Genomic DNA, 18,415 nt, shown 5'->3' on the forward strand with positions numbered 1-18,415 from the left:
TCCGACCCTCACGCTGACCGCTTCGGCCCGCGCGGCGTCCTTACCCGGCGAGCGTCAACATGGCGGCCGCGATCGCCGCGAGCAGCGCACCGTCGGTGGTCGCGCGGTCGAGGATCCGGTCACCCTGACGGGCCGCCGCGGCGAGCAGCTCCGGCGACGGTGCCCGCCCGTCGAGCAGGATCGCCCGCCCAGCCCAGCCCAGGCCCCGCATCGTCGCGAGCGCCGCCATCCCGTCGTCATCCTGCCCCGCCAGCCGGGGATCGGAGAGGTCGAGGATGATGCACGCAGGATCGCGCGATGCCGGATCGGACACCAGGGCCGCACAGCTTGCATAGGACCGTACCCGATAGCGTTCGGAGAGCAGCAGGATCTGCCGCGCACGGCGTCGCGCGGGATTGCTGTCGACCAGCGAGATGCCCGGGCTGGTAGGCAGAAACGGGGCCGGTGGGGTCATCGTCAATCCTTGTCGGACCTTCGATGACAGGACCCGCGGACCCGGTCTGTACGTAGATCACGGGGGGCCGCTCAGGCCGGGTCGGCCGTCTCGCCCACACCCGCGGCAAAGGCGATGCGCAGCACGTCCGACAGGCTGCGCGCCATCAGCTTTTCCATCAGATTGGCGCGGTGGACCTCGACCGTCCGCGTCGCGATGTCGAGATCGAACGCGATCAGCTTGTTCGGTCGACCCAGCACCATCCCGTCGAGCACGTCGCGCTCGCGCGGGGTCAGCGCTGCGAGCAGGACGCGGGCCTCGGCCGCGGCGAGCTGGTCGCGACCGATCCGCGCGGCCTTGGCGAGCGCGGTCTCGATCGCCGCGAGCAACGTCGCGCGTTCGAACGGCTTTTCCAGAAACTCGATCGCCCCCGCCTTGATCGCACGCACCGCGAGCGCGACGTCGCCGTGCCCGGTCAGCATGATCACGGGCAGGGCTATGCCCCGCTGCGCCAGCGTCGCCTGGACCTCAAGCCCGTCGATATCGGGCATCCGCAAGTCGAGCAGGACGCAGCCACGCGCCTCGCGCGTGACGTGTTTCAGGAACTGCGTGCCCGACACATGCGTCTCGACCGCATAGCCCGCCTTGCGCAGCAGGAAGCCGACCGACTGGCGGATCGCGGGATCGTCGTCGACGACGTGCACGACTCGGCTGGTCTCATCCATCGGCAACATCCTGTGTGGCGAGCGGTATCGTGAAGTGGAAGGCGGTACCGGCGGGGCATGTCGGTTCGACCCAGATTCGGCCGCCATGCGCCTCGACGATCGTCCGACAGATCGAAAGGCCAAGGCCCATGCCGTCGCTCTTGGTCGTCGCGAACGCGTCGAACAGGCGCTCGCGGATCGCCGGATCGATGCCCGCACCGGTATCGGCCACGCTGATCCGCACCCAGCCGTCGCGATCCGCCAGCGTCGCGATCGTCAGCCGCTTGTCGGGCGCGCAGGCCATCGACTGGATGGCGTTGCGGATCAGGTTGACCAGGACCTGCTGGATCTGGATGCGGTCGACCCGCACCAGATCGGCGCCTTGGCGGATATCGGTGGTGACCGTGATCCCCGCCTCGTGCGCGCCCAGCAGGCCCAGGCTGATTGCCTCCTCGACGAGTGCGGCGAGCGGCTCCACCCGCAGCGCGGTGTCGCCGCCCTCGACGAACGCGCGCAGCCGCCGGACGATCGTGCCGGCGCGCAGCGACTGCGCCGCCGCGAGCTCGAGCGCCTCGGCGATCTCCGCCAGCAGCGGGGACGGCGCGTCGCCGATCATGTCCCGCGTCGCCTCCAGATAGTTGGCGATCGCGGTCAGCGGCTGGTTGATCTCATGCGCGAGCGTCGATGCCATCGTGCCCATCGCGCTGACCCGCGAGACGTGGACCAGCTCGGCCTGCAGATCCTTCAGCCGGCGCTCGGTCGCCTGGCGCTGGCTGATGTCGCGGATGAAGCCGGTGAAGATCCGCTCGCCCGCGATCGACGCCTCGCCGACCGCGAGCTCGATCGGAAAGACCTCGCCATTCTTGCGCAGCGCGTGTTCGAGCCGGACATTGCCGATGACGTGCCGCACCCCGGTCCGCCGGTAGGTGTGCAGATGCGCGTCATGCGCAGCGGCATTCGCGGGCGGCATCAGCATCGCGACGTTGCGACCGATCACCTCGTCCGTCTCATAGCCGAAGACGAGCGCGGCGGCGGCGCTGAACGATACGATGACGCCGTATTCGTTCATCACGATCATCGCATCGGGGACGGTGTTCAGGATCGAGCGGAGATGATGTTCGCGGCGCAGGATCGCGGCCTCCGCCGCCTTCTCGTCGGTGATGTCGCGGATCACCTTGCCAAAGCCGCGCAGCGCGCCCGCGTCGTCATGCAGCGCGGTGATCGTCACGCTCGCGAGAAATTCCGATCCGTCCTTGCGGACCCGCCAGTTTTCCTCCTCGATCCGGCCACCGGCATGCGCGCGCTCGAGATCGGCGCGCGGCTTGCCCGCCGCGACGTCTTCGGCCGGGTAGAAGATCGCGGCATCGCGGCCGATGATCTCGGCCTCGGTCCATCCCTTGATCCGCTCGGCGCCCCGGTTCCAGATCGTCACCCGCCCCTGCGGGTCGAGCATGTAGATCGCATAAGTCGTCGCCGCATCGATCAGCAGGCCGAGTTCCTCCGCCAGCACGGCAGGACGTCCGGCAGCCGCGTCGCCCATGTCGGACGGATGCGCGATCATGCGGGCGAGGCGGCCGGTCGGGCTGGGCGCGTGCGGTTCATCGGGCTCTGGGCCTTGTCCGGCAGTCGGGTCCGATACGCCGGCGGCCAAGATCCTGGTCGCCGGTACGGAGCCGGCCTGCATGATAGACCAGAACCGCCGCACCGGCCACCGCCGGCCGATCGCATGCCGCTGTGACCAGAACGGGTCAGGCGGGCGGCGATGCCAGCGTCAGTCGCAGGATCATCGCGGAGGGATCGCCAGGGCAGGGGGCGGCCGTCCAGCCGCGCTCGCGTTCCATGTCGATCGCCTGGTGATTGTCGCGGCTCTCGATCGATTCGAGCGTGCGGAGGCCCTTGGCACGCGCGAACATCGCGACGTGATCGAGCAGGACCCAGCTGATCCCGCGTCGCTTGAAATCGCTGCGGATCGCGACCGCGACCTCCGCGCGCAGACCATCGTCATCGCCGACCAGCATCGCGGTCGCAAGGATTTTGCCGCTGCCGATCTCGCAGGCAAGGAAATGCTCGCTATGCTCGTGATCGACGCGCAGCAGCGCGAGCAGCTGCTCGTGCCCGACATGGTTGATCGCGCTGAGGAAGCGGAAGCGCAGATCCTCCTTGCCGACATGCGTGAAGAAGTCAGCCAGCGCCGCCTCGTCATCCGGCGTGATCGGGCGGACGTGAAAGGCATATCCGGTCCGGGTCGTCAGATCCGCGCTCCAGTCGGTGGCCGGGGCCGGGACGGTATCTGGCGAATCGGTGTTGCGGGCGGCATCGGCCATGCTGGCATCCTTCCACGGGGTGCACGCCTCGAAAATGAGGACGGCCCCGGGTAGCGCCCGCTCGCCCGTCGCTGCACCGTCGGGAAACACGTAGCGACACGGTTGCCGCGCACACGAATGCCGCAGCGTACTACGTCCCAGCGATGTCAGAATGGATAGACTTGGTGACCCCTACGAGAATCGAACTCGTGCTTACGCCGTGAGAGGGCGTCGTCCTAACCGCTAGACGAAGGGGCCGTGTAGTCGAGCCGCGCTCCTACGGAAGCGGGGCGCGGGCGTCAAGGCGGTGCGGCGGCAAAATCGCGCGATGTGCACGTTTTGCCGGCGGACCGCCTTGACGGTCGGTGTCGTCAGGCGGCGACCTTCTTGCGCTCGGCCATTTCGGCGTTGAGCATTTCGGCCAGAAGAAACGCCATCTCAAGGCTTTGGCTGGCGTTCAAGCGCGGATCGCAATGCGTGTGATACCGGTCCGCCAGGCTCTGCTCGGTGACGTCGACCGCGCCGCCGGTGCATTCGGTGACGTTCTGACCGGTCATCTCGATATGGATGCCGCCGGCATGCGTGCCCTCGGCGCGGTGCACTGCGAAGAAGCCGCGGACCTCGGCGAGGATGCGCTCGAACGGCCGTGTCTTGTAGCCATTGGCCGCCTTCACGACGTTCCCGTGCATCGGGTCGCACGACCAGACGACGGGATGCCCCGCGCGGGTCACCGCACGAACGAGCTTGGGCAGCGCCGCCTCGATCGAATCATAGCCATAGCGCGTGATCAGCGTCATCCGGCCGGGAATGCGCGCAGGATTGAGCGTGTCGAGCATCCGCAACAGTGCGTCCGGCTCGAGGCTCGGACCGCATTTGATGCCGATCGGATTGCCGATGCCGCGCAGATATTCGACATGGCTCGACCCCTCGAATCGCGTCCGGTCGCCGATCCACAGGAAATGTGCGCTCGTGTCGTACCAGTCGCCGGTCAGCGAATCCTGCCGGGTCAGCGCCTGCTCATATTGCAGCAGCAACGCTTCGTGGCTGGTGTAGAAATTGGTCTGGGCGAGCTGCGGCACGGTTTCCGGATCGATCCCGCAGGCCGCCATGAACTCGAGCGCCTCGCCGATCCGGTCCGCGGTCTCGGCATATTTCTTCGACCAGGGGCTGCGGCCCATGAAGTCGTGCGTCCAGCGATGCACCTGATGCAGATTCGCATAGCCACCCTGCGCGAAGGCGCGGAGCAGGTTGAGCGTCGCCGCCGACTGCGAATAGGCGCGGATCATCCGCTGCGGATCGGGGGCGCGCGACTCGGCCGTGAAGGCGATGTCGTTGACGTTGTCGCCGCGATAGCTCGGCAGCTCGACGCCGCCGATCGTCTCGGTATTGGCCGAGCGCGGCTTGGCGAACTGGCCCGCCATGCGGCCGAGCTTCACGACCGGCAGCTTGGACGCGAAGGTCAGCACGACCGCCATCTGCAGGATGACGCGGAAGGTATCGCGGATGTTGTTCGCGCTGTGCTCGGCAAAGCTCTCGGCGCAGTCGCCGCCCTGGAGCAGGAACGCCTTGCCCGCCGCAACCTCGGCGAGACTCGCGGTCAGGTTGCGCGCCTCGCCCGCGAAGACGAGCGGCGGAAACGTCGCAAGCTGTGCGGTCGCGGCGTCGAGCGCGCCGGCGTCGGGATACGAGGGGAGCTGGCGGGCTTCGTGCGTGGTCCAGCTGTCGGGGGCCCAGTTCGCGGCCATAATTGTTCGTCCGATTGGTGAATTCGAGGCGCGGCCATGCGCCGAATCGGCTTTTGGCGCAATCAAGTAAAGCTTGCAGGCGGACGAGTACCGGATCCAGGGCTTGGCTGATCGCAGCGATCCGGTCGGTCAGGGGTTGCCCGAGATTGTAGAGAAAGCGCTTCTCAATGTCGGGCAGGTTTGGCACAGGGCGACGATGGATCTTCCCTTGCGAATTATCATTGCATTTTCGATCGTTGGCGTCGGTGTCGCGATCGGCGTGCCCGTCCTGATCATGACGATGAAGCGCCGCCGTCGCGACAAGCGCCGCCGTCGCGGGATCAAGGACTATAACAGCCCGAACAACGGCACCGCGCGCAGCTGATCGTGCGACCGCCGGTGCCTGCCACCGACGGTCTCGTTCAATAGCCCGCGCCGAGATCGGCGACGTTTCGCATCGTAGACCCCGCGCGGAACGCCGCGAGATTGTCGAGGAACATCGCCGCGCCGCGTTGGAACATCCTGGTCTGGCTGCGACCCGACAGATGCATCGTCAGGATCGTGTTCGGCGCGGACCATAAGGGGTGATCGGCCGGCAACGGTTCGGGGTGCGTCGGATCAAGGAACGCCCCGCCAATCTGTCCCGAACGCAGGGCGGCGAGCAACGCCTCGTCATCGATCATGTCGCCGCGCGCGATGTTGATCAGCCATGCGCTGTCCTTCATCGCGGCCAGCTCGCCGCTGCCGATCAGCGTCTTGGTCGCATCGGTCGAGGGCGCGGCAAGCACCACCCAGTCGAACTCCCCGAGACGGGCGCGCCAGGCATCGGGCGTGAGCGTCCCGTCGCGCCCGGTCCGGGTCACGCCGGTCACGTCGACGCCAAAGGCCGCGAGCCGATCGCCGATCTTCGCGCCGATCGTGCCATAGCCAATGACCAGCGCGCGCGTGTCGGCAAGCTCGATCTTGCCCGGCGCGTCCTTCAGCCAGACATGTTCGGCCTGCGCGCGGAGGACGGTGTCGAGGCGCTTGGCGGCGACGAGTATCCCCATCACCGCATATTCCGCGACCGCGACGGCGTTGATGCCCGCACCGTTGGTCAGGATCACGCCCCGGTCGTGCAGCCATGCAAGCGGGAAGGCGTCGAGTCCCGCATAGATGGTCGACACCCATTTCAGCTGCGGCCCGGCGGCGCGAATCGCGTCCGCCACCAGGTGAGTCGGCTGCATGTCGACCCAGGCGATGTCCGCATCGGCGATCGCCGCATTCGCCTCGCCGGGCGTTGCAAACCATTCGACGTCGAGATCGGACGGCAGATGCGGTTCGAGCAGCGGGCGGGCGGCGGCGGGGAGGACGGCTTTCATCCCCGCCTCTGTACCGCGCTTCGGGTGCGACGCCAAAGCGCGGAGTCGTCTCCGCCGCTGATCAGCCGATCCGCCAGTCCCAGCCGAGCGGATCGCCGTCCATCACCTCGACCCCGGCGCTGGCGAGGTCGTCGCGGATCGCATCGGAGCGGGGGAAGTCCTTGGCGGCGCGCGCGGCGCGGCGCTCGGCAAGGCGTTCGTCGACGGCTGCGGCGTCGACCGTCGCCGAGGCCGGACGGACGCGCAGATCCTCGCGGCGCAGGGCTGCGAGATCGAGTCCCAGCACCGCATCGAAATCGGCCAGCGCGGCGAGTCGGTCGGCGGGCGACAGTTGCTTGTCCGCGAGCAGTTCGTCGAGGATCGGCAGGGCGCGCGGCGTTGCGAGGTCGTCGCAGACCGCGATGTCCAGTCGGTCGCGGTAGCCGGCGAGCAGCGCGCGGACGGCGTCGGTCGCGGGCTTGGCGGGATCGCTCGCCGAATTGCCTGGGGCCGCCCGGTCGCGCAACGCCTGCACGGTGAGTGCCAGCCGCTTCAGCCGCGTCGTCGCCGCCGCCAGATTGCCCCAGGAGAATTCCAGCTCGCTGCGATACTGCGCCTGCAGGCACATCAGCCGATAGGCGAGCGGGTGGAAACCGCGATCGATAAGCGTCTGGAGCGTCGTGAACTCCCCGCCGGATTTCGACATCTTTCCCGAGCGTTCGACCAGGAAGTTGTTGTGCATCCACAGGTTCGCGCCGGTATCCGCGCAGCCGCAACGCGCCTGATTCTGCGCAATCTCGTTCGGGTGGTGGATCTCGCGGTGGTCGATGCCGCCGGTGTGGATGTCGAACTGCGCCCCCAGATATTTCTGGCTCATCACCGAGCATTCGAGATGCCAGCCGGGTGCACCGCGTCCCCAGGGCGAGTCCCATTCCATCTGGCGCATCTCGCCCGGGGCAGATGTCCGCCAGATCGCGAAATCCTGCGGGTGGCGCTTGCCCGCGACCGGATCGATCCGGCTCTCGCCGGCATCGTCGTTCGACCGGGCAAGCCGGCCATAATCCGGGACCGTGCTGGTATCGAAATACAGGCCGTCCTCGAGCACGTAGCAATGCTGCTCGGCGATGGCCTCGGCGAAGGCGATCATCTCCGCGATATGGTCGGTCGCGAGCGGGAAGCGCGTCGGCGTGCGGATGTGCAGGTCTATCAGGTTGCGTTTGAAGGCTTCGGTGTAATGTCTTGCGATCGCCCAGATATCCTGCCCGCTGGCGCGCGCGGCGGCCTCCATCTTGTCGTCGCCCGCATCGGCATCTGACGTCAGGTGGCCGACATCGGTGATGTTGACGATATGCGTGAGGCCAAAGCCCTTCCACGTCAGCGTTCGCGACAGCGTGTCGGTAAAGACATAGGCGCGCAAATTGCCGATATGCGCATAGTTGTAGACGGTCGGTCCGCAGGAATAGAGCCCGACATTGGCGGGATCGATCGGCGCAAACGGCTCGAGCCGGCGCGTCAGGCTGTTATACAGGGTCAGGGCGTGCGTGGTCATGCGCGGCTCTTAGCGCTCGCTTGGCAGGCGCGTAAACCGGTGCCCGACGTCGATCCCGACACGGATAGGGCGGGTTTGGCTTGAAAGAGCGGGCACACGCTGTTAGGGGCTCCCGTTCATGCGGCGCGGACTTGTTCGCGACGGCACTATCCATTCGTATCTATTCGACCGGAGCTTAACGGGTTTATGCAAATCATCGTCCGCGACAACAACGTCGACCAGGCCCTTCGCGCGCTCAAGAAGAAGCTGCAGCGTGAAGGCGTGTATCGCGAGATGAAGTTGCGCCGCCACTACGAGAAGCCGTCGGAAAAGCGCGCTCGCGAGCGTGCGGCTGCGATCCGTCGTTCGCGCAAGCTCGAGCGCAAGCGCGCCGAGCGCGACGGCGCACGCTAAGCTTCGACTGCAGTAGGAACCCTAGGCTGCACGCGCAGCCAGGGTTTTGGGGGCCGCGTCACCGCGGCTCCGATTACGAATTCTACGGCACGCGCGGCGCTCCGGCGTGACCAGATGACCCGGGGTTTGTCCGATGTCGACCGTCACCGCCGTTCCGCTGCAGCCGACCAAGCGCAGCTATCTCATCTATCTGTGGCTGGGCATCGCGCTCGCGCTGATCGGCGCCGTTGCGCTTGCGCGCCAGGGTGACGATCCGCTGACCCGCAACGGGCGTGCCAAGGGCGTCGTCACGACCGCGTCGGGCCTCCAGTACAAGATTCTGACGCCGGGCAAGCCCGGTGCCGCCAAGCCGACCGATGCCGACGTCGCGCTGGTGAATTACGAGGGCAAGCTCCTCAACGGCACCACCTTCGACAAGTCGCAGCAGCCGACGCCGCTGCCCGTCACGGGCGTCGTTCCCGGCTTCTCCGAAGCGCTCAAGCTGATGCCAAAGGGCGGCAAGTACCGTTTCTGGCTGAAGCCCTCGCTCGGCTATGGCGACAAGGCCAGCGGACCGATCCCGGCCAACTCGACGCTCGTGTTCGACGTCGAACTGCTCGACTTCCTGCCGCAGAGCGTCGTCCAGCAGATGCAGGCGCAGCAGCAGATGCAGATGCAGCAGGGTGCACCCGGCGCCGGCGGCGCGGTACCGCAGCCGCGCTGATCGCCTCGCCGGGCGGTGCGCCGCCCGACTTGCCGGACTCGGCATCATGATACAGGGCCGTCCGTGACTGATCGTCGCGGGCGGCCTTGTTATGTCGGCGTGACGCGGATCATGCAGGGTTCGGCCGACGCGCCCGGTGACGCCTCGGGTCATCTCGCGCCCGCCTGCCTTGGCCAAGGGTGGGTGCGCCGCGTCAGGGGTCAAACACCATCCGGCATTAGAGCGGCATGGTGGATCATGCTCGACCGCCGGAATTCCTGTGCAGGCCTCAGTCCCGCGGATCGTCGCAATCTATCGTCGATCCCGGTGGCACGCGGTGGCTTGCGCAGCGGTGCAAGACGGGGAGGGGCGCTGGAGTTTCGCCGCATCCGCCCCGGACCGATCTGCGGCAGGCAAAAAAATAGCGGCCCGAAGACCGCTATTTTCCAGAACTGAGCCTAGGCTTAGTTGCTGTCGCTGTCGTCGTCGTTATCGGCAACGATAACGATGCCGCCGACAACGGCTGCTGCTGCGAGGACTGCAACGATAACGCCGCCGCCTGCAACCTTGTTCTTCTTCGCGGTAACCGAACCGGCGCGAGCCGACTTCGAAACCGAAAGGCTTGCTGCCGAATTAACCGGTGCTGCCATGGCCGGAGCAACTGCCATCGTGGCTGCTGCTGCGGTCAGGAGATACTTCCCAAGACGCATGATGAACTCCCTTTGTGCTCGTCGCGTAGGTCTTTGGCACGAAACCTGACCTTGCGCAACCGAGGTAACTGGAACGGTACGGAAGAGTTCCATACTGTTGCGAGCGGGCAACATGCCCTGATCGCCCTGGGGGTATACCCTATTGTAGTAGGACGAGAAGGCAAAGTTTTCAGGATTCGGAATAATTTTCCGACGAGCCGGGGCGGGGTGCCGTCTGCAACGTCCATGTGCGATCGCCCTCGATTCCCAACGCCGTCAGCCGACCGGTCGCATAGGCGCCCGTATCTATGCCGATACGATGCGCCATCGTCTGGACCTCTTCGATCACCGTGTGGCCATGGACGATCATCTTGTCGAGCGGGCTGCGATGATCGAGAAACGGGTCGCGGATCCAGCGCAGATCCGAACCGCGCTGGTCCTCAAGCGGCGTTCCCGGACGGACGCCCGCATGCACGAACGCATAGTCGCCGATCGTGATCAGATCCTCGAAGCCCGCCAGGAACGTGCGATGCGCCTCGGGCACGAGCTGCGCGAGCCGCTGCACCAGTTCCTCGTAATCGAGCCGCTCATATTCCGCCGCGTCCATGCCATAGCTCAGCACCGTCTCGCGACCGCCGATCCGGCAGAAGAGGCGTAGCGCCTTGGGCTCGCCGTCGAGCGCGCCGAGGAAGATCTCCTCGTGATTGCCCTGCAGGAACCGCACGTCGGAGCGCGTCGCGGCATAGCCGATCAGCCGATCGATCACCGCGGCCGAGCCCGGACCCCGATCGACGATATCGCCGAGGAAGATGACCGTCGTCTCCGCCGCGCCGCGCGCCGCATCGTCCGCGTCGATCTGCGCGATCAGGTCGTCGAGCAGATCGGCACAGCCATGGATATCGCCGACCGCATAGACGCGCCGGCCGTCGGAAATCGACGAGGACCGCTCCGCGGGTCGCGGTGCCTTGGGACGAAAGAATCTTGAAATCATAAAGCCTATATCCGTTGGCACCGCACATAGAGGCTGGGGCGCGCCGTCGCAACGCGGCGCGGTTCGTCGACTCCTGCGCGAGGGTGGATGGCGTGCGGCTGAAAGCCGTCTATCAGGGCCGCATGTCGATCGTCATGCGTCTCCTGCCCGCAGTCCTGCTAAGCGCTGGTGCGGCCTCCGCGGTTCCGCCGCCGTCCGTTTCCGTCTCCCTCGCCGGCACTATCGCCGCTCCGGCTGCGGCACCCGCGGAGGCCCCGCCCAGGGCATTCTTCGAAGCGTTGCGCGCCGCGGATCTGCGGCTTGCGACGATCGGATACCGGCTGACCTCCGCCAATGCGGCGCTGTGCGATCGTCTTCAGCCGCAGATCGGCATGCCGATCCATGCGCTCAACCAATATAGTGCGGAGGCCAGGCCGAATGCGATCGGCGTGTTCGGGTTCGAAACGCGGCTGGGGGTCGAGGCGGTGGTCGCCGACGGGCCTGCCGCGCGCGCCGGCGTCCGGTCGGGCGATTCGATCCAGCTGCTCGCGGGCAAGCGGCAACCCGGGATCGGTGCGACGGACGCCGCGGAAACCCCCGCCGACCGCGACGCCGCCGAGGCGCTGATCGCCGCGCAGCCGCCCGGCGCACCGATCGCGATGACGGTCCTGCGCGACGGGCGCGCGGTCAGCGTCTCGATCCCGGCCGTGGCGGGGTGCCGCTCGCGATTCGAGATCCTGCTCGGCAACGGCCTCGATGCGAGCGCGGACGGCGCGGTCGTTCAGATCGGCGAGAAATATTTCGAAGGCTATAGCGACGCGGAGATCGCAGTGATCGTCGCGCACGAGCTGGCGCACAACATCCTGCGCCACCGCGACCGGCTCGACGCCGCGAAGATCAGCCGCGGGCTGATGGCGGAACTCGGCCGCAACGGCCGGCTGATCCGCCAGACCGAGGACGAGGCGGACCGGCTCAGCGTCTATCTGCTCGCCAATGCCGGCTATGATCCGCGCTCGGCGCCGCAATTCTGGCGCGAGAAGGGGGGCACGATCGACGGCGGCCTGTTCCGCAGCCGCACCCACGCCTCGTCCAAGGCACGGGCGACCGCGCTCGACGCCGTCGTTCAGGACATTGCCCGCCGCCCCGAACGGCCGATCCTGCCCGCCGACGTCCTCGCGCTGCGGACCCAGCCGCTTCGCTAGTTGGCGATCCGCGCCGCCGGCTGTGCGGGGCTGCGCGGCTGGTCGGGCCAGATCCCGCGCGTATCGAGCACCGTCTTCTCGCTGCGCTCCTCGAGCGGGATCGAGCGGAAGACGTCGTGATCGACCAGCACGACCATGATCGGGCAGGTCGCGATCGCGGTGTCGACGTCGATCAGGGTCGCACCGGTGCCGGCAAAGCCGGGTGGCAGCGTGCTGGCATAGGGCTCGACGATCCGGACGCGATCCCCGAAGCGATTCGCGACCGCCAGCGCGACCTTCATCGCCGGGCTCTCGCGGAAATCGTCGATATTGGCCTTGAACGCGAGGCCCAGGCACGCGACCGGCGCGGCCGGATCCGCCGCGATCATCGCGGCGACCTGCGCGATGACGTGATCGGTCTTGCCGTCATTGACCTCGCGCGCGGTGCGGATCAGCGGCGTCTGGTCGGGCGCGGCATGGACGAGAAACCAGGGGTCGACCGCGATGCAATGCCCGCCGACGCCGGGTCCGGGCTGCAGGATGTTGACGCGCGGGTGGCGATTGGCGAGCCGGATCACCTCCCAGACATCGACGTTCATCGTGTCGGCGATCAGCGACAGCTCGTTGGCGAACGCGATGTTGACGTCGCGAAACGCATTCTCGGTCAGCTTCGTCATCTCCGCGGCGCGCGCGGTCGTCGTGACGCACGCGCCGCGCACGAACCGGCGGTAGAAGGTCAGCGCCTTGCGTGCACAGCGCGGCGTGATCCCGCCGATGACGCGGTCATTGTCGATCAGCTCGACCAGGATCCGTCCCGGCAGCACGCGTTCGGGGCAATAGGCGATCGCAATATCGGCCTGGTCCCGGGTCCGCCCGGGCACGCGCAGATCGGGCCGCAAGGTCGCCAGCAGGTCGCGGACCTTCTCGGTTGTCCCGACGGGCGAGGTCGATTCGAGGATGACGGTATCGCCGGGTTTCAGCACCGGCGCGATCGTCGTCGCGGCACCCAGGACATAGCTGATGTCGGGCGCATGCGCGGCGTCGAACGGGGTCGGCACCGCGATCACGAAGACGTCGGCGGGCTCGACCGTCATCGCCGCGCGCAGCGTGCCGCGCGCGACCACGCCCGAGACCAGACCGTCGAGATCGACCTCCTCGATATGCACGCGCCCCGAATTGATCGTCTCGACGACGCGTTCGGTCACGTCGACGCCGAGCACGCGCGCGCCGGTCCGCGCGATGATCGCCGCAGTGGGCAGGCCGATATAGCCAAGCCCCATGACGACGACGTTCAGTTCAGTATCGGAAAGCATGACGGATGATCCTCAACGATGGGCCGGTGCGCTGGCGACCGCCTGGGCCATGGTCTGCGCGATGGTTTCGGCGATCCGGGCTGCGGCGTGGCCGTCGCCGAACGGATTGTGCGCGCGCGCCATCGCGGAATAGGCGGCTTTGTCGTCGAGCAGCGTGAAGATTTCGGAAACGATGCGGTCCTCCGACGTCCCGACCAGCTTTGCGGTACCCGCCTCGACGCCCTCGGGGCGCTCGGTCGTCTCGCGCATCACCAGCACCGGCTTGCCGAGCGCGGGCGCTTCCTCCTGCACGCCGCCCGAATCGGTCAGCACGATCTCGGCAAGCCCCAGCGCGCGGACGAAGCTCGGATAATCGAGCGGCGCGATCCGCGCGATATCGGGCTGATCGCCGAGAATGCGGTCCATTACCGAGACGACATTCGGGTTGGGATGCACGGGAAAGACCACCGCGACGTCATCGCGCGCCGCGATCCGCGCGATCGCCCGCGCGATCCCGGCCATCGCGTCGCCGAAATTCTCGCGCCGGTGCGTCGTGACGAGGATGATCCGCTTGCCCGCAGTATCCGCCACGACCGGGTCGAGCGCGGCGCCGAGCGCCGGATCCGCCGCCACCCGCGCATGGGTCCAGTGCAGCGCGTCGATCACCGTGTTGCCCGTGACGTGGATCGTCGAGGGGGCGATATTCTCGCGCAGCAACGCGTCCGCCGCAGTTTGGGTCGGCGCGAAGTGGAGCGCGGCGATCGGCGCGACGATCCGCCGGTTCACTTCCTCGGGCCAGGGATGATGGATGTCGCCCGAGCGCAGCCCCGCCTCGACATGCGCGACCGGGACCTTGCGGTAATAGGCGGCCAGCGCGCCGGTCATCGCGGTCGCGGTGTCGCCCTGGACGACGACCATGTCGGGCTGCTCGGCGTCCATCACGTCGCCCAGCCCGACCAGCAGCCGCGCGGTCAGCCGGTCGAGCGTCTGCCCCGGCTCCATCAGGTCGAGATCGATATCGGGGGACAGCCCCGCGATCGCGAGCACCTGGTCGAGCAGCCCGCGATGCTGTGCGGTCACGCAGGTCCTGACGACCAGCCCCGGCTGCGTCTTCAACGCCCGGATGACCGGGAAGAGTTTGATCGCTTCGGGGCGCGTCCCGAAGATGACGAGTATTTTTGACATGGAACCCGCCTACACCCCACGTCTTTAATGACGCGCTAACCGCCGCAGTTGATTTGCCGAGTCCGTTCGGCGGCTTTATGCACCCGCAACGATCTGCACCCGCAACGATACAAGGGACTACTGAATGACGATCAAACCGCTGCGCAAGGCCGTATTCCCCGTTGCTGGGCTTGGCACGCGATTCCTTCCGGCGACCAAGTCGATGCCCAAGGAGATGCTGACCGTCGTCGACAAGCCGCTGATCCAATATGCCGTCGAAGAGGCGCTGGAAGCGGGGATCGAGCAGATCATCTTCGTCACCGGACGCGGCAAGGGCGCGCTCGAGGATCATTTCGACATTTCCTACGAGCTCGAGGCGACGATGCGCGCGCGCGGCAAGTCGCTGACCGTGCTCGACGGCATCCGCCAGCAGCCCGGCTCGCCCGTCTATGTCCGTCAGCAGGAGCCGCTGGGGCTCGGCCATGCGGTCTGGTGTGCGCGCGAGATCGTCGGCGACGAGCCGTTCGCGGTGCTGCTCCCCGACGAGCTGATGGTCGGCAAGCCCGGCTTCATGAAGCAGATGGTCGAGGCGTATAACAAGGTCGGCGGCAACGTCATCGGCGCGCTCGAGGTCGCCGATTCGGAAACCGACAAATACGGCATCATCTCGCCCGGCGCGACCGACGGTCGCCTGACCGAGGTCACCGCGCTGATCGAGAAGCCCGCCAAGGGCGCCTCGCCGTCGAACCTGATGATCCCGGGCCGCTACATCCTCCAGCCCGAAGTGATGCGCATCCTCGAAGGGCAGGAAAAGGGCGCCGGCGGCGAGATCCAGCTGACCGACGCGATGGCGCAGCTGATCGGCAACCAGCCGTTCCACGGCTTCACCTTCGATGGCCAGCGCTACGACTGCGGCGACAAGGCGGGCTACATCCAGGCCAATCTCGCGCTCGCGCTCGCACGCGACGATATCGGTCCGGTCGTCCGCGCGTTCGCCAAGACGCTGCTGGGCTGAACGGCCCGCACGTTGCGGGGCGGGTGGGGTTCGCCCATCCGCCCCGCTCGTTTTCGGATCAGCCGCCGCCGCAGCAGGGGCAGCCGGGGTCCTTGGGCAGCCGGATCGTCCGGAAGCGGAGCGACAGCAGGTCGATCAGCAACAGCTGGCCCGCCACATCGTCGCCGAACGGCGCGACCGCGCGGATCACTTCCAGGGCGGCAAGGCTGCCGACCACGCCCGTGACGGGGCCCAGGATGCCGTCCTCCGCACAGCTCGTCTCGGCACGCTCGGGATTCTCGCCGACGAAACAGCGATAGCAGGGCCGGTCCGGCTCCCAGCCGCGATAGACGCCGAGCTGGCCTTCGAACTGCCCGACCGCGGCCGAGACCAGCGGGATCCGCGCCGCATGCGCCGCATCGGCGACGACGAACCGCGTCGCGAAATTGTCGCAGCCGTCGAGCACCACGTCCGCGCCCGCGATCAGCGCGCCGATATTGCCCTGGTCGACCCTCAGGCGGTGCGTGTCGACCGCGACGTTCGGATTGATCCGGCGTAGCGCGGCGGCGGCGGCCTCGACCTTGGCAAGACCCTGGTCTTCGGTGCGGAAGATCGTCTGACGCTGCAGGTTCGACGTCTCGACCGCGTCGTCGTCGATCAGCACCAAGCGCCCGATCCCGGCGGCCGCGAGATACTGGATCGCCGGCGAGCCGATGCCGCCGGCGCCGATCACCACCGCCGTCGCGGCCTTGAGCCGCAGCTGACCGGTGCCGCCGAACTCGCGAAGAACGATGTGCCGGGCATAGCGCGCGAGTTCGTCGTCGGAGAGCGTCATGCCTTCCACGCGAACACCATCGTCGTGCGGTACCAGCTGTCGGTGGCGGCGCCGCGCAGATCGACATTGTTGCGCGCCGCGCCGAGCAGCAGGCCGGCGGCGAACTGCTCGACCGTCGGGCAGTCGATCGCGCGCGGCGTGACCCGCCGCACCCGGCCATCCGCCGCGGCGAGCAGTGCGAGGTCGAGGTTCAGGACCCAGCCCTGCGGCGTTCGCGTAGCGCCGCCGCACCGCCCGGCCAGCACCTCGCGCTGGACGAACGTGCTGGCATCCAGCGACGGGGCAACCGCGCGCCGCAGCCGCAACACCGGCAGCGCGCTCCAGTCCTGTGGCGGCAGCGGGACGCCACCCGTCACCTGCGGCGGCGCGGACGGCGTAGGCGCGGCGGGCAGGGTCGGAACGACGGGCGGGGGGATGATTCGCGGCACGGGCAGCGCCGGTGCGGTCTGCACGTCGGCGGCCGGGGCCTGCACGGCGCTCAGCGACGCTGCCAGAAGAAGCAGCGCGATCATCGTCCGGTCGACCCGAATCCTCCATGCCCGCGCATCGTGTCGTCGAGCGTCTCGACCTCGCCCATACTCGCGCGCACCACCGCTGCGGGAACGAGCTGCGCGATCCGGTCGCCGCGGGCGATGTCGAAGGGGGCATCGCCGAGATTGGCGAGGATGACCTTCACCTCGCCGCGATAGTCCGAATCGATCGTCCCGGGCGTGTTGAGGCAGGTGACGCCGTGCTTGAGCGCCAGCCCCGAGCGCGGGCGCACCTGCACCTCGTAGCCTTCGGGAATCGCGATCGCAAAGCCGGTCGCGACCGCCGCGCGGGCGCCCGGTGCGAGCGTCAGCGGCTCGGCCGCCACCACGTCCATGCCCGCGGCACCTGCGGTTGCATAGGCGGGCAGGGGGAGGCCGTCGCCATGCGGCAATCTCTTGAGGTCTATACGGATCGTCATGCGGCGCGGTTTAGCGCATCGGCTGTGCGTGTTCCAGCGCATCGGCGACGCGCCGTGCCAGCTGCGCCGCGACTGCATCCTTGCCCTGCCGCGGCCAGCTCTCGACGCCGTCCTTCGTGACGATGTGGACGCTGTTGCTGTCGCCGCCCATCACGTCGCCCGACACGTCGTTGGCGACGATCCAGTCGACGTCCTTGCGCGCGCGCTTGGCGGTCGCATGCTCGACGACGCGTTCGGTCTCGGCCGCGAAGCCGATCAGCAGCGCAGGGCGCTGCGGGCTGCGCGCGAGTGTCGCGAGGATGTCGGGGTTCTCGGACAGCGCGAGCGTCGGCGTCGCGTCGCCCTTCTTGATCTTCTGCACCGCGGCGTCGACGTGCCAGTCGGCGACCGCTGCGACCATGATCGCGGCATCGACGGGCAGGGCGCGGTCCACCGCATCGGCCATCTCGCGCGCCGTCTCGACGTCGATGCGCGTTACGCCGGCGGGGGTCGGCAGCGTCACCGGCCCCGCCACCAGCGTCACCCGTGCGCCAAGTGCCGCCAGCGCGCCCGCGATCGCGAAACCCTGCCGCCCCGACGACCGGTTGGCGATATAGCGGACGGGGTCGATCGGCTCGTGCGTCGGCCCTGCGGTCACGAGAATGTGCCGGCCCGCGAGACGCTGCGGCTCGGCCTCGAGCGCCGCATCGATCGCGTCGGCGATCCGGTCGGGCTCGGGCAGCCGCCCCGGTCCGAATTCGCCGCACGCCATCGGCCCCTCGTCGGGCGCCATCACGGTGATGCCGTCCGCACGCAGCTGCGCGACGTTGCGCATCGTCGCGGGGTGCAGCCACATCCGCACGTTCATCGCCGGCGCCGCGAGCACCGGCTTGTCGGTCGCGAGCAGCAACGTCGTCGCGAGGTCGTTGGCGAGCCCGCCCGCCATCCGCGCGATCAGGTCCGCGGTCGCGGGCGCAACGACGATCAGGTCGGCCTGACGGCTGAGCTGGATATGTCCCATCTCCGCCTCGTCCTTCAGGTCCCACAGGGTGGTGTAGACCTTGTCCTCGCTGAGTGCGGCGAGCGTCATCGGCGTGACGAATTGCTGCCCCGCCTCGGTCAGCACGCAACGGACCGCATGGCCCCGCTTGCGCAGGAGGCGGACGAGTTCGCTCGCCTTGTAGGCGGCGATGCCGCCCCCGACGATCAGGAGAATACGCTTCATGCCGCGAGT

At 67.9% G+C, this 18,415-nt stretch carries 20 protein-coding genes and 1 tRNA gene; 5 read left to right on the top strand and 16 right to left on the bottom strand.

Annotated elements, in window-relative coordinates:
• Window positions 1-40: 40 nt before the first annotated feature.
• From J3A66_RS17100 to J3A66_RS17125, 6 genes are all read right to left on the bottom strand, one after another.
• Window positions 41-454 carry a response regulator gene (locus tag J3A66_RS17100; protein ID WP_209570139.1) on the bottom strand — a complete coding sequence of 138 codons (414 nt, stop codon included), beginning with the start codon at window positions 452-454 and terminating at the stop codon, window positions 41-43.
• 71 nt (window positions 455-525) lie between these two features.
• Window positions 526-1,158, bottom strand: coding sequence for a response regulator (locus tag J3A66_RS17105; RefSeq protein ID WP_209570141.1), 633 nt, complete (start codon window positions 1,156-1,158; stop codon window positions 526-528).
• Window positions 1,151-2,788 (bottom strand): PAS domain-containing sensor histidine kinase, encoded by a 1,638-nt coding sequence (locus J3A66_RS17110; protein ID WP_245336855.1) that lies wholly within the window; start codon window positions 2,786-2,788, stop codon window positions 1,151-1,153. Before J3A66_RS17110 ends, J3A66_RS17105 begins: the two co-directional genes overlap by 8 nt.
• A 97-nt stretch (window positions 2,789-2,885) precedes the next feature.
• On the bottom strand, window positions 2,886-3,461 hold the full coding sequence (locus J3A66_RS17115) for a GNAT family N-acetyltransferase (RefSeq protein ID WP_209570142.1): 576 nt from the start codon (window positions 3,459-3,461) through the stop codon (window positions 2,886-2,888).
• Between the two features lie 162 nt (window positions 3,462-3,623).
• Window positions 3,624-3,698: transfer RNA gene (locus J3A66_RS17120), tRNA-Glu, on the bottom strand.
• A 113-nt stretch (window positions 3,699-3,811) separates the two neighbouring features.
• Window positions 3,812-5,185, bottom strand: coding sequence for a 3-deoxy-7-phosphoheptulonate synthase class II (locus J3A66_RS17125; protein ID WP_031441317.1), 1,374 nt, complete (start codon window positions 5,183-5,185; stop codon window positions 3,812-3,814).
• Between the two features lie 73 nt (window positions 5,186-5,258).
• On the opposite strand from J3A66_RS17125, the gene J3A66_RS17130 reads away from it, so the two are divergent.
• Window positions 5,259-5,549 (top strand): hypothetical protein, encoded by a 291-nt coding sequence (locus J3A66_RS17130; protein WP_209570581.1) that lies wholly within the window; start codon window positions 5,259-5,261, stop codon window positions 5,547-5,549.
• 37 nt (window positions 5,550-5,586) lie between these two features.
• Here the strand turns inward: J3A66_RS17130 and J3A66_RS17135 are convergent, their stop codons facing one another.
• Entirely contained in the window at window positions 5,587-6,525 is a 939-nt protein-coding gene (locus J3A66_RS17135; protein WP_209570144.1) for a D-2-hydroxyacid dehydrogenase, read from the bottom strand.
• A gap of 61 nt (window positions 6,526-6,586) precedes the next feature.
• Entirely contained in the window at window positions 6,587-8,053 is a 1,467-nt protein-coding gene (cysS, locus tag J3A66_RS17140; RefSeq protein ID WP_209570146.1) for a cysteine--tRNA ligase, read from the bottom strand.
• Between the two features lie 186 nt (window positions 8,054-8,239).
• On the opposite strand from cysS, the gene rpsU reads away from it, so the two are divergent.
• Together rpsU and J3A66_RS17150 are read left to right on the top strand one after the other, a co-directional pair.
• A complete protein-coding gene (rpsU, locus tag J3A66_RS17145; RefSeq protein WP_031394635.1) occupies window positions 8,240-8,446 on the top strand; it encodes a 30S ribosomal protein S21 in 207 nt (68 codons plus the stop codon).
• A gap of 133 nt (window positions 8,447-8,579) precedes the next feature.
• Window positions 8,580-9,149, top strand: a complete 570-nt coding sequence (locus J3A66_RS17150; protein ID WP_031394634.1) for an FKBP-type peptidyl-prolyl cis-trans isomerase — start codon at window positions 8,580-8,582, stop codon at window positions 9,147-9,149.
• A gap of 443 nt (window positions 9,150-9,592) precedes the next feature.
• Here the strand turns inward: J3A66_RS17150 and J3A66_RS17155 are convergent, their stop codons facing one another.
• Together J3A66_RS17155 and J3A66_RS17160 are read right to left on the bottom strand one after the other, a co-directional pair.
• A complete protein-coding gene (locus tag J3A66_RS17155) occupies window positions 9,593-9,838 on the bottom strand; it encodes a hypothetical protein (RefSeq protein WP_031394633.1) in 246 nt (81 codons plus the stop codon).
• Between the two features lie 169 nt (window positions 9,839-10,007).
• Window positions 10,008-10,808 carry a metallophosphoesterase family protein gene (locus J3A66_RS17160; protein WP_209570148.1) on the bottom strand — a complete coding sequence of 267 codons (801 nt, stop codon included), beginning with the start codon at window positions 10,806-10,808 and terminating at the stop codon, window positions 10,008-10,010.
• A gap of 92 nt (window positions 10,809-10,900) precedes the next feature.
• On the opposite strand from J3A66_RS17160, the gene J3A66_RS17165 reads away from it, so the two are divergent.
• Complete coding sequence (locus J3A66_RS17165; RefSeq protein ID WP_209570150.1) at window positions 10,901-11,989, top strand: M48 family metallopeptidase; 1,089 nt, start codon at window positions 10,901-10,903, stop codon at window positions 11,987-11,989.
• Here the strand turns inward: J3A66_RS17165 and wecC are convergent.
• Both wecC and wecB read right to left on the bottom strand, forming a co-directional pair.
• Window positions 11,986-13,281: a UDP-N-acetyl-D-mannosamine dehydrogenase gene (gene wecC / locus J3A66_RS17170; protein ID WP_209570152.1), complete on the bottom strand. Its 1,296-nt coding sequence runs from the start codon at window positions 13,279-13,281 to the stop codon at window positions 11,986-11,988. The two genes, J3A66_RS17165 and wecC, sit on opposite strands and share 4 nt — an antisense overlap.
• Window positions 13,282-13,293: 12 nt before the next feature.
• The gene (gene wecB, locus J3A66_RS17175; RefSeq protein WP_209570154.1) at window positions 13,294-14,445 is read right to left on the bottom strand and encodes a UDP-N-acetylglucosamine 2-epimerase (non-hydrolyzing); all 1,152 of its coding nucleotides are present in this window, start codon (window positions 14,443-14,445) and stop codon (window positions 13,294-13,296) included.
• A 124-nt stretch (window positions 14,446-14,569) separates the two neighbouring features.
• Here wecB and galU point away from each other — a divergent pair, with 124 nt between their 5' ends.
• Window positions 14,570-15,439 carry a UTP--glucose-1-phosphate uridylyltransferase GalU gene (gene galU / locus J3A66_RS17180; RefSeq protein ID WP_209570158.1) on the top strand — a complete coding sequence of 290 codons (870 nt, stop codon included), beginning with the start codon at window positions 14,570-14,572 and terminating at the stop codon, window positions 15,437-15,439.
• Between the two features lie 58 nt (window positions 15,440-15,497).
• Here galU and moeB read toward each other — a convergent pair whose 3' ends face one another.
• Genes moeB through coaBC form a run of 4 tightly spaced genes read right to left on the bottom strand, consistent with a single transcriptional unit; the run spans window position 15,498 to window position 18,406 of the window.
• A complete protein-coding gene (gene moeB / locus J3A66_RS17185) occupies window positions 15,498-16,253 on the bottom strand; it encodes a molybdopterin-synthase adenylyltransferase MoeB (protein ID WP_209570160.1) in 756 nt (251 codons plus the stop codon).
• Window positions 16,250-16,765 carry a hypothetical protein gene (locus J3A66_RS17190; protein ID WP_209570162.1) on the bottom strand — a complete coding sequence of 172 codons (516 nt, stop codon included), beginning with the start codon at window positions 16,763-16,765 and terminating at the stop codon, window positions 16,250-16,252. The genes moeB and J3A66_RS17190 overlap by 4 nt, the downstream gene beginning before the upstream one ends.
• Window positions 16,762-17,202 (bottom strand): dUTP diphosphatase, encoded by a 441-nt coding sequence (gene dut, locus J3A66_RS17195; protein WP_209570164.1) that lies wholly within the window; start codon window positions 17,200-17,202, stop codon window positions 16,762-16,764. The genes J3A66_RS17190 and dut overlap by 4 nt, the downstream gene beginning before the upstream one ends.
• Before the next feature lie 10 nt (window positions 17,203-17,212).
• Window positions 17,213-18,406, bottom strand: a complete 1,194-nt coding sequence (gene coaBC, locus J3A66_RS17200; RefSeq protein ID WP_209570165.1) for a bifunctional phosphopantothenoylcysteine decarboxylase/phosphopantothenate--cysteine ligase CoaBC — start codon at window positions 18,404-18,406, stop codon at window positions 17,213-17,215.
• Window positions 18,407-18,415 lie beyond the last annotated feature (9 nt).

Origin of the sequence: Sphingomonas sp. PvP018, from assembly GCF_017876865.1 — a bacterium.
Classification (GTDB): domain Bacteria; phylum Pseudomonadota; class Alphaproteobacteria; order Sphingomonadales; family Sphingomonadaceae; genus Sphingomonas; species Sphingomonas aerolata.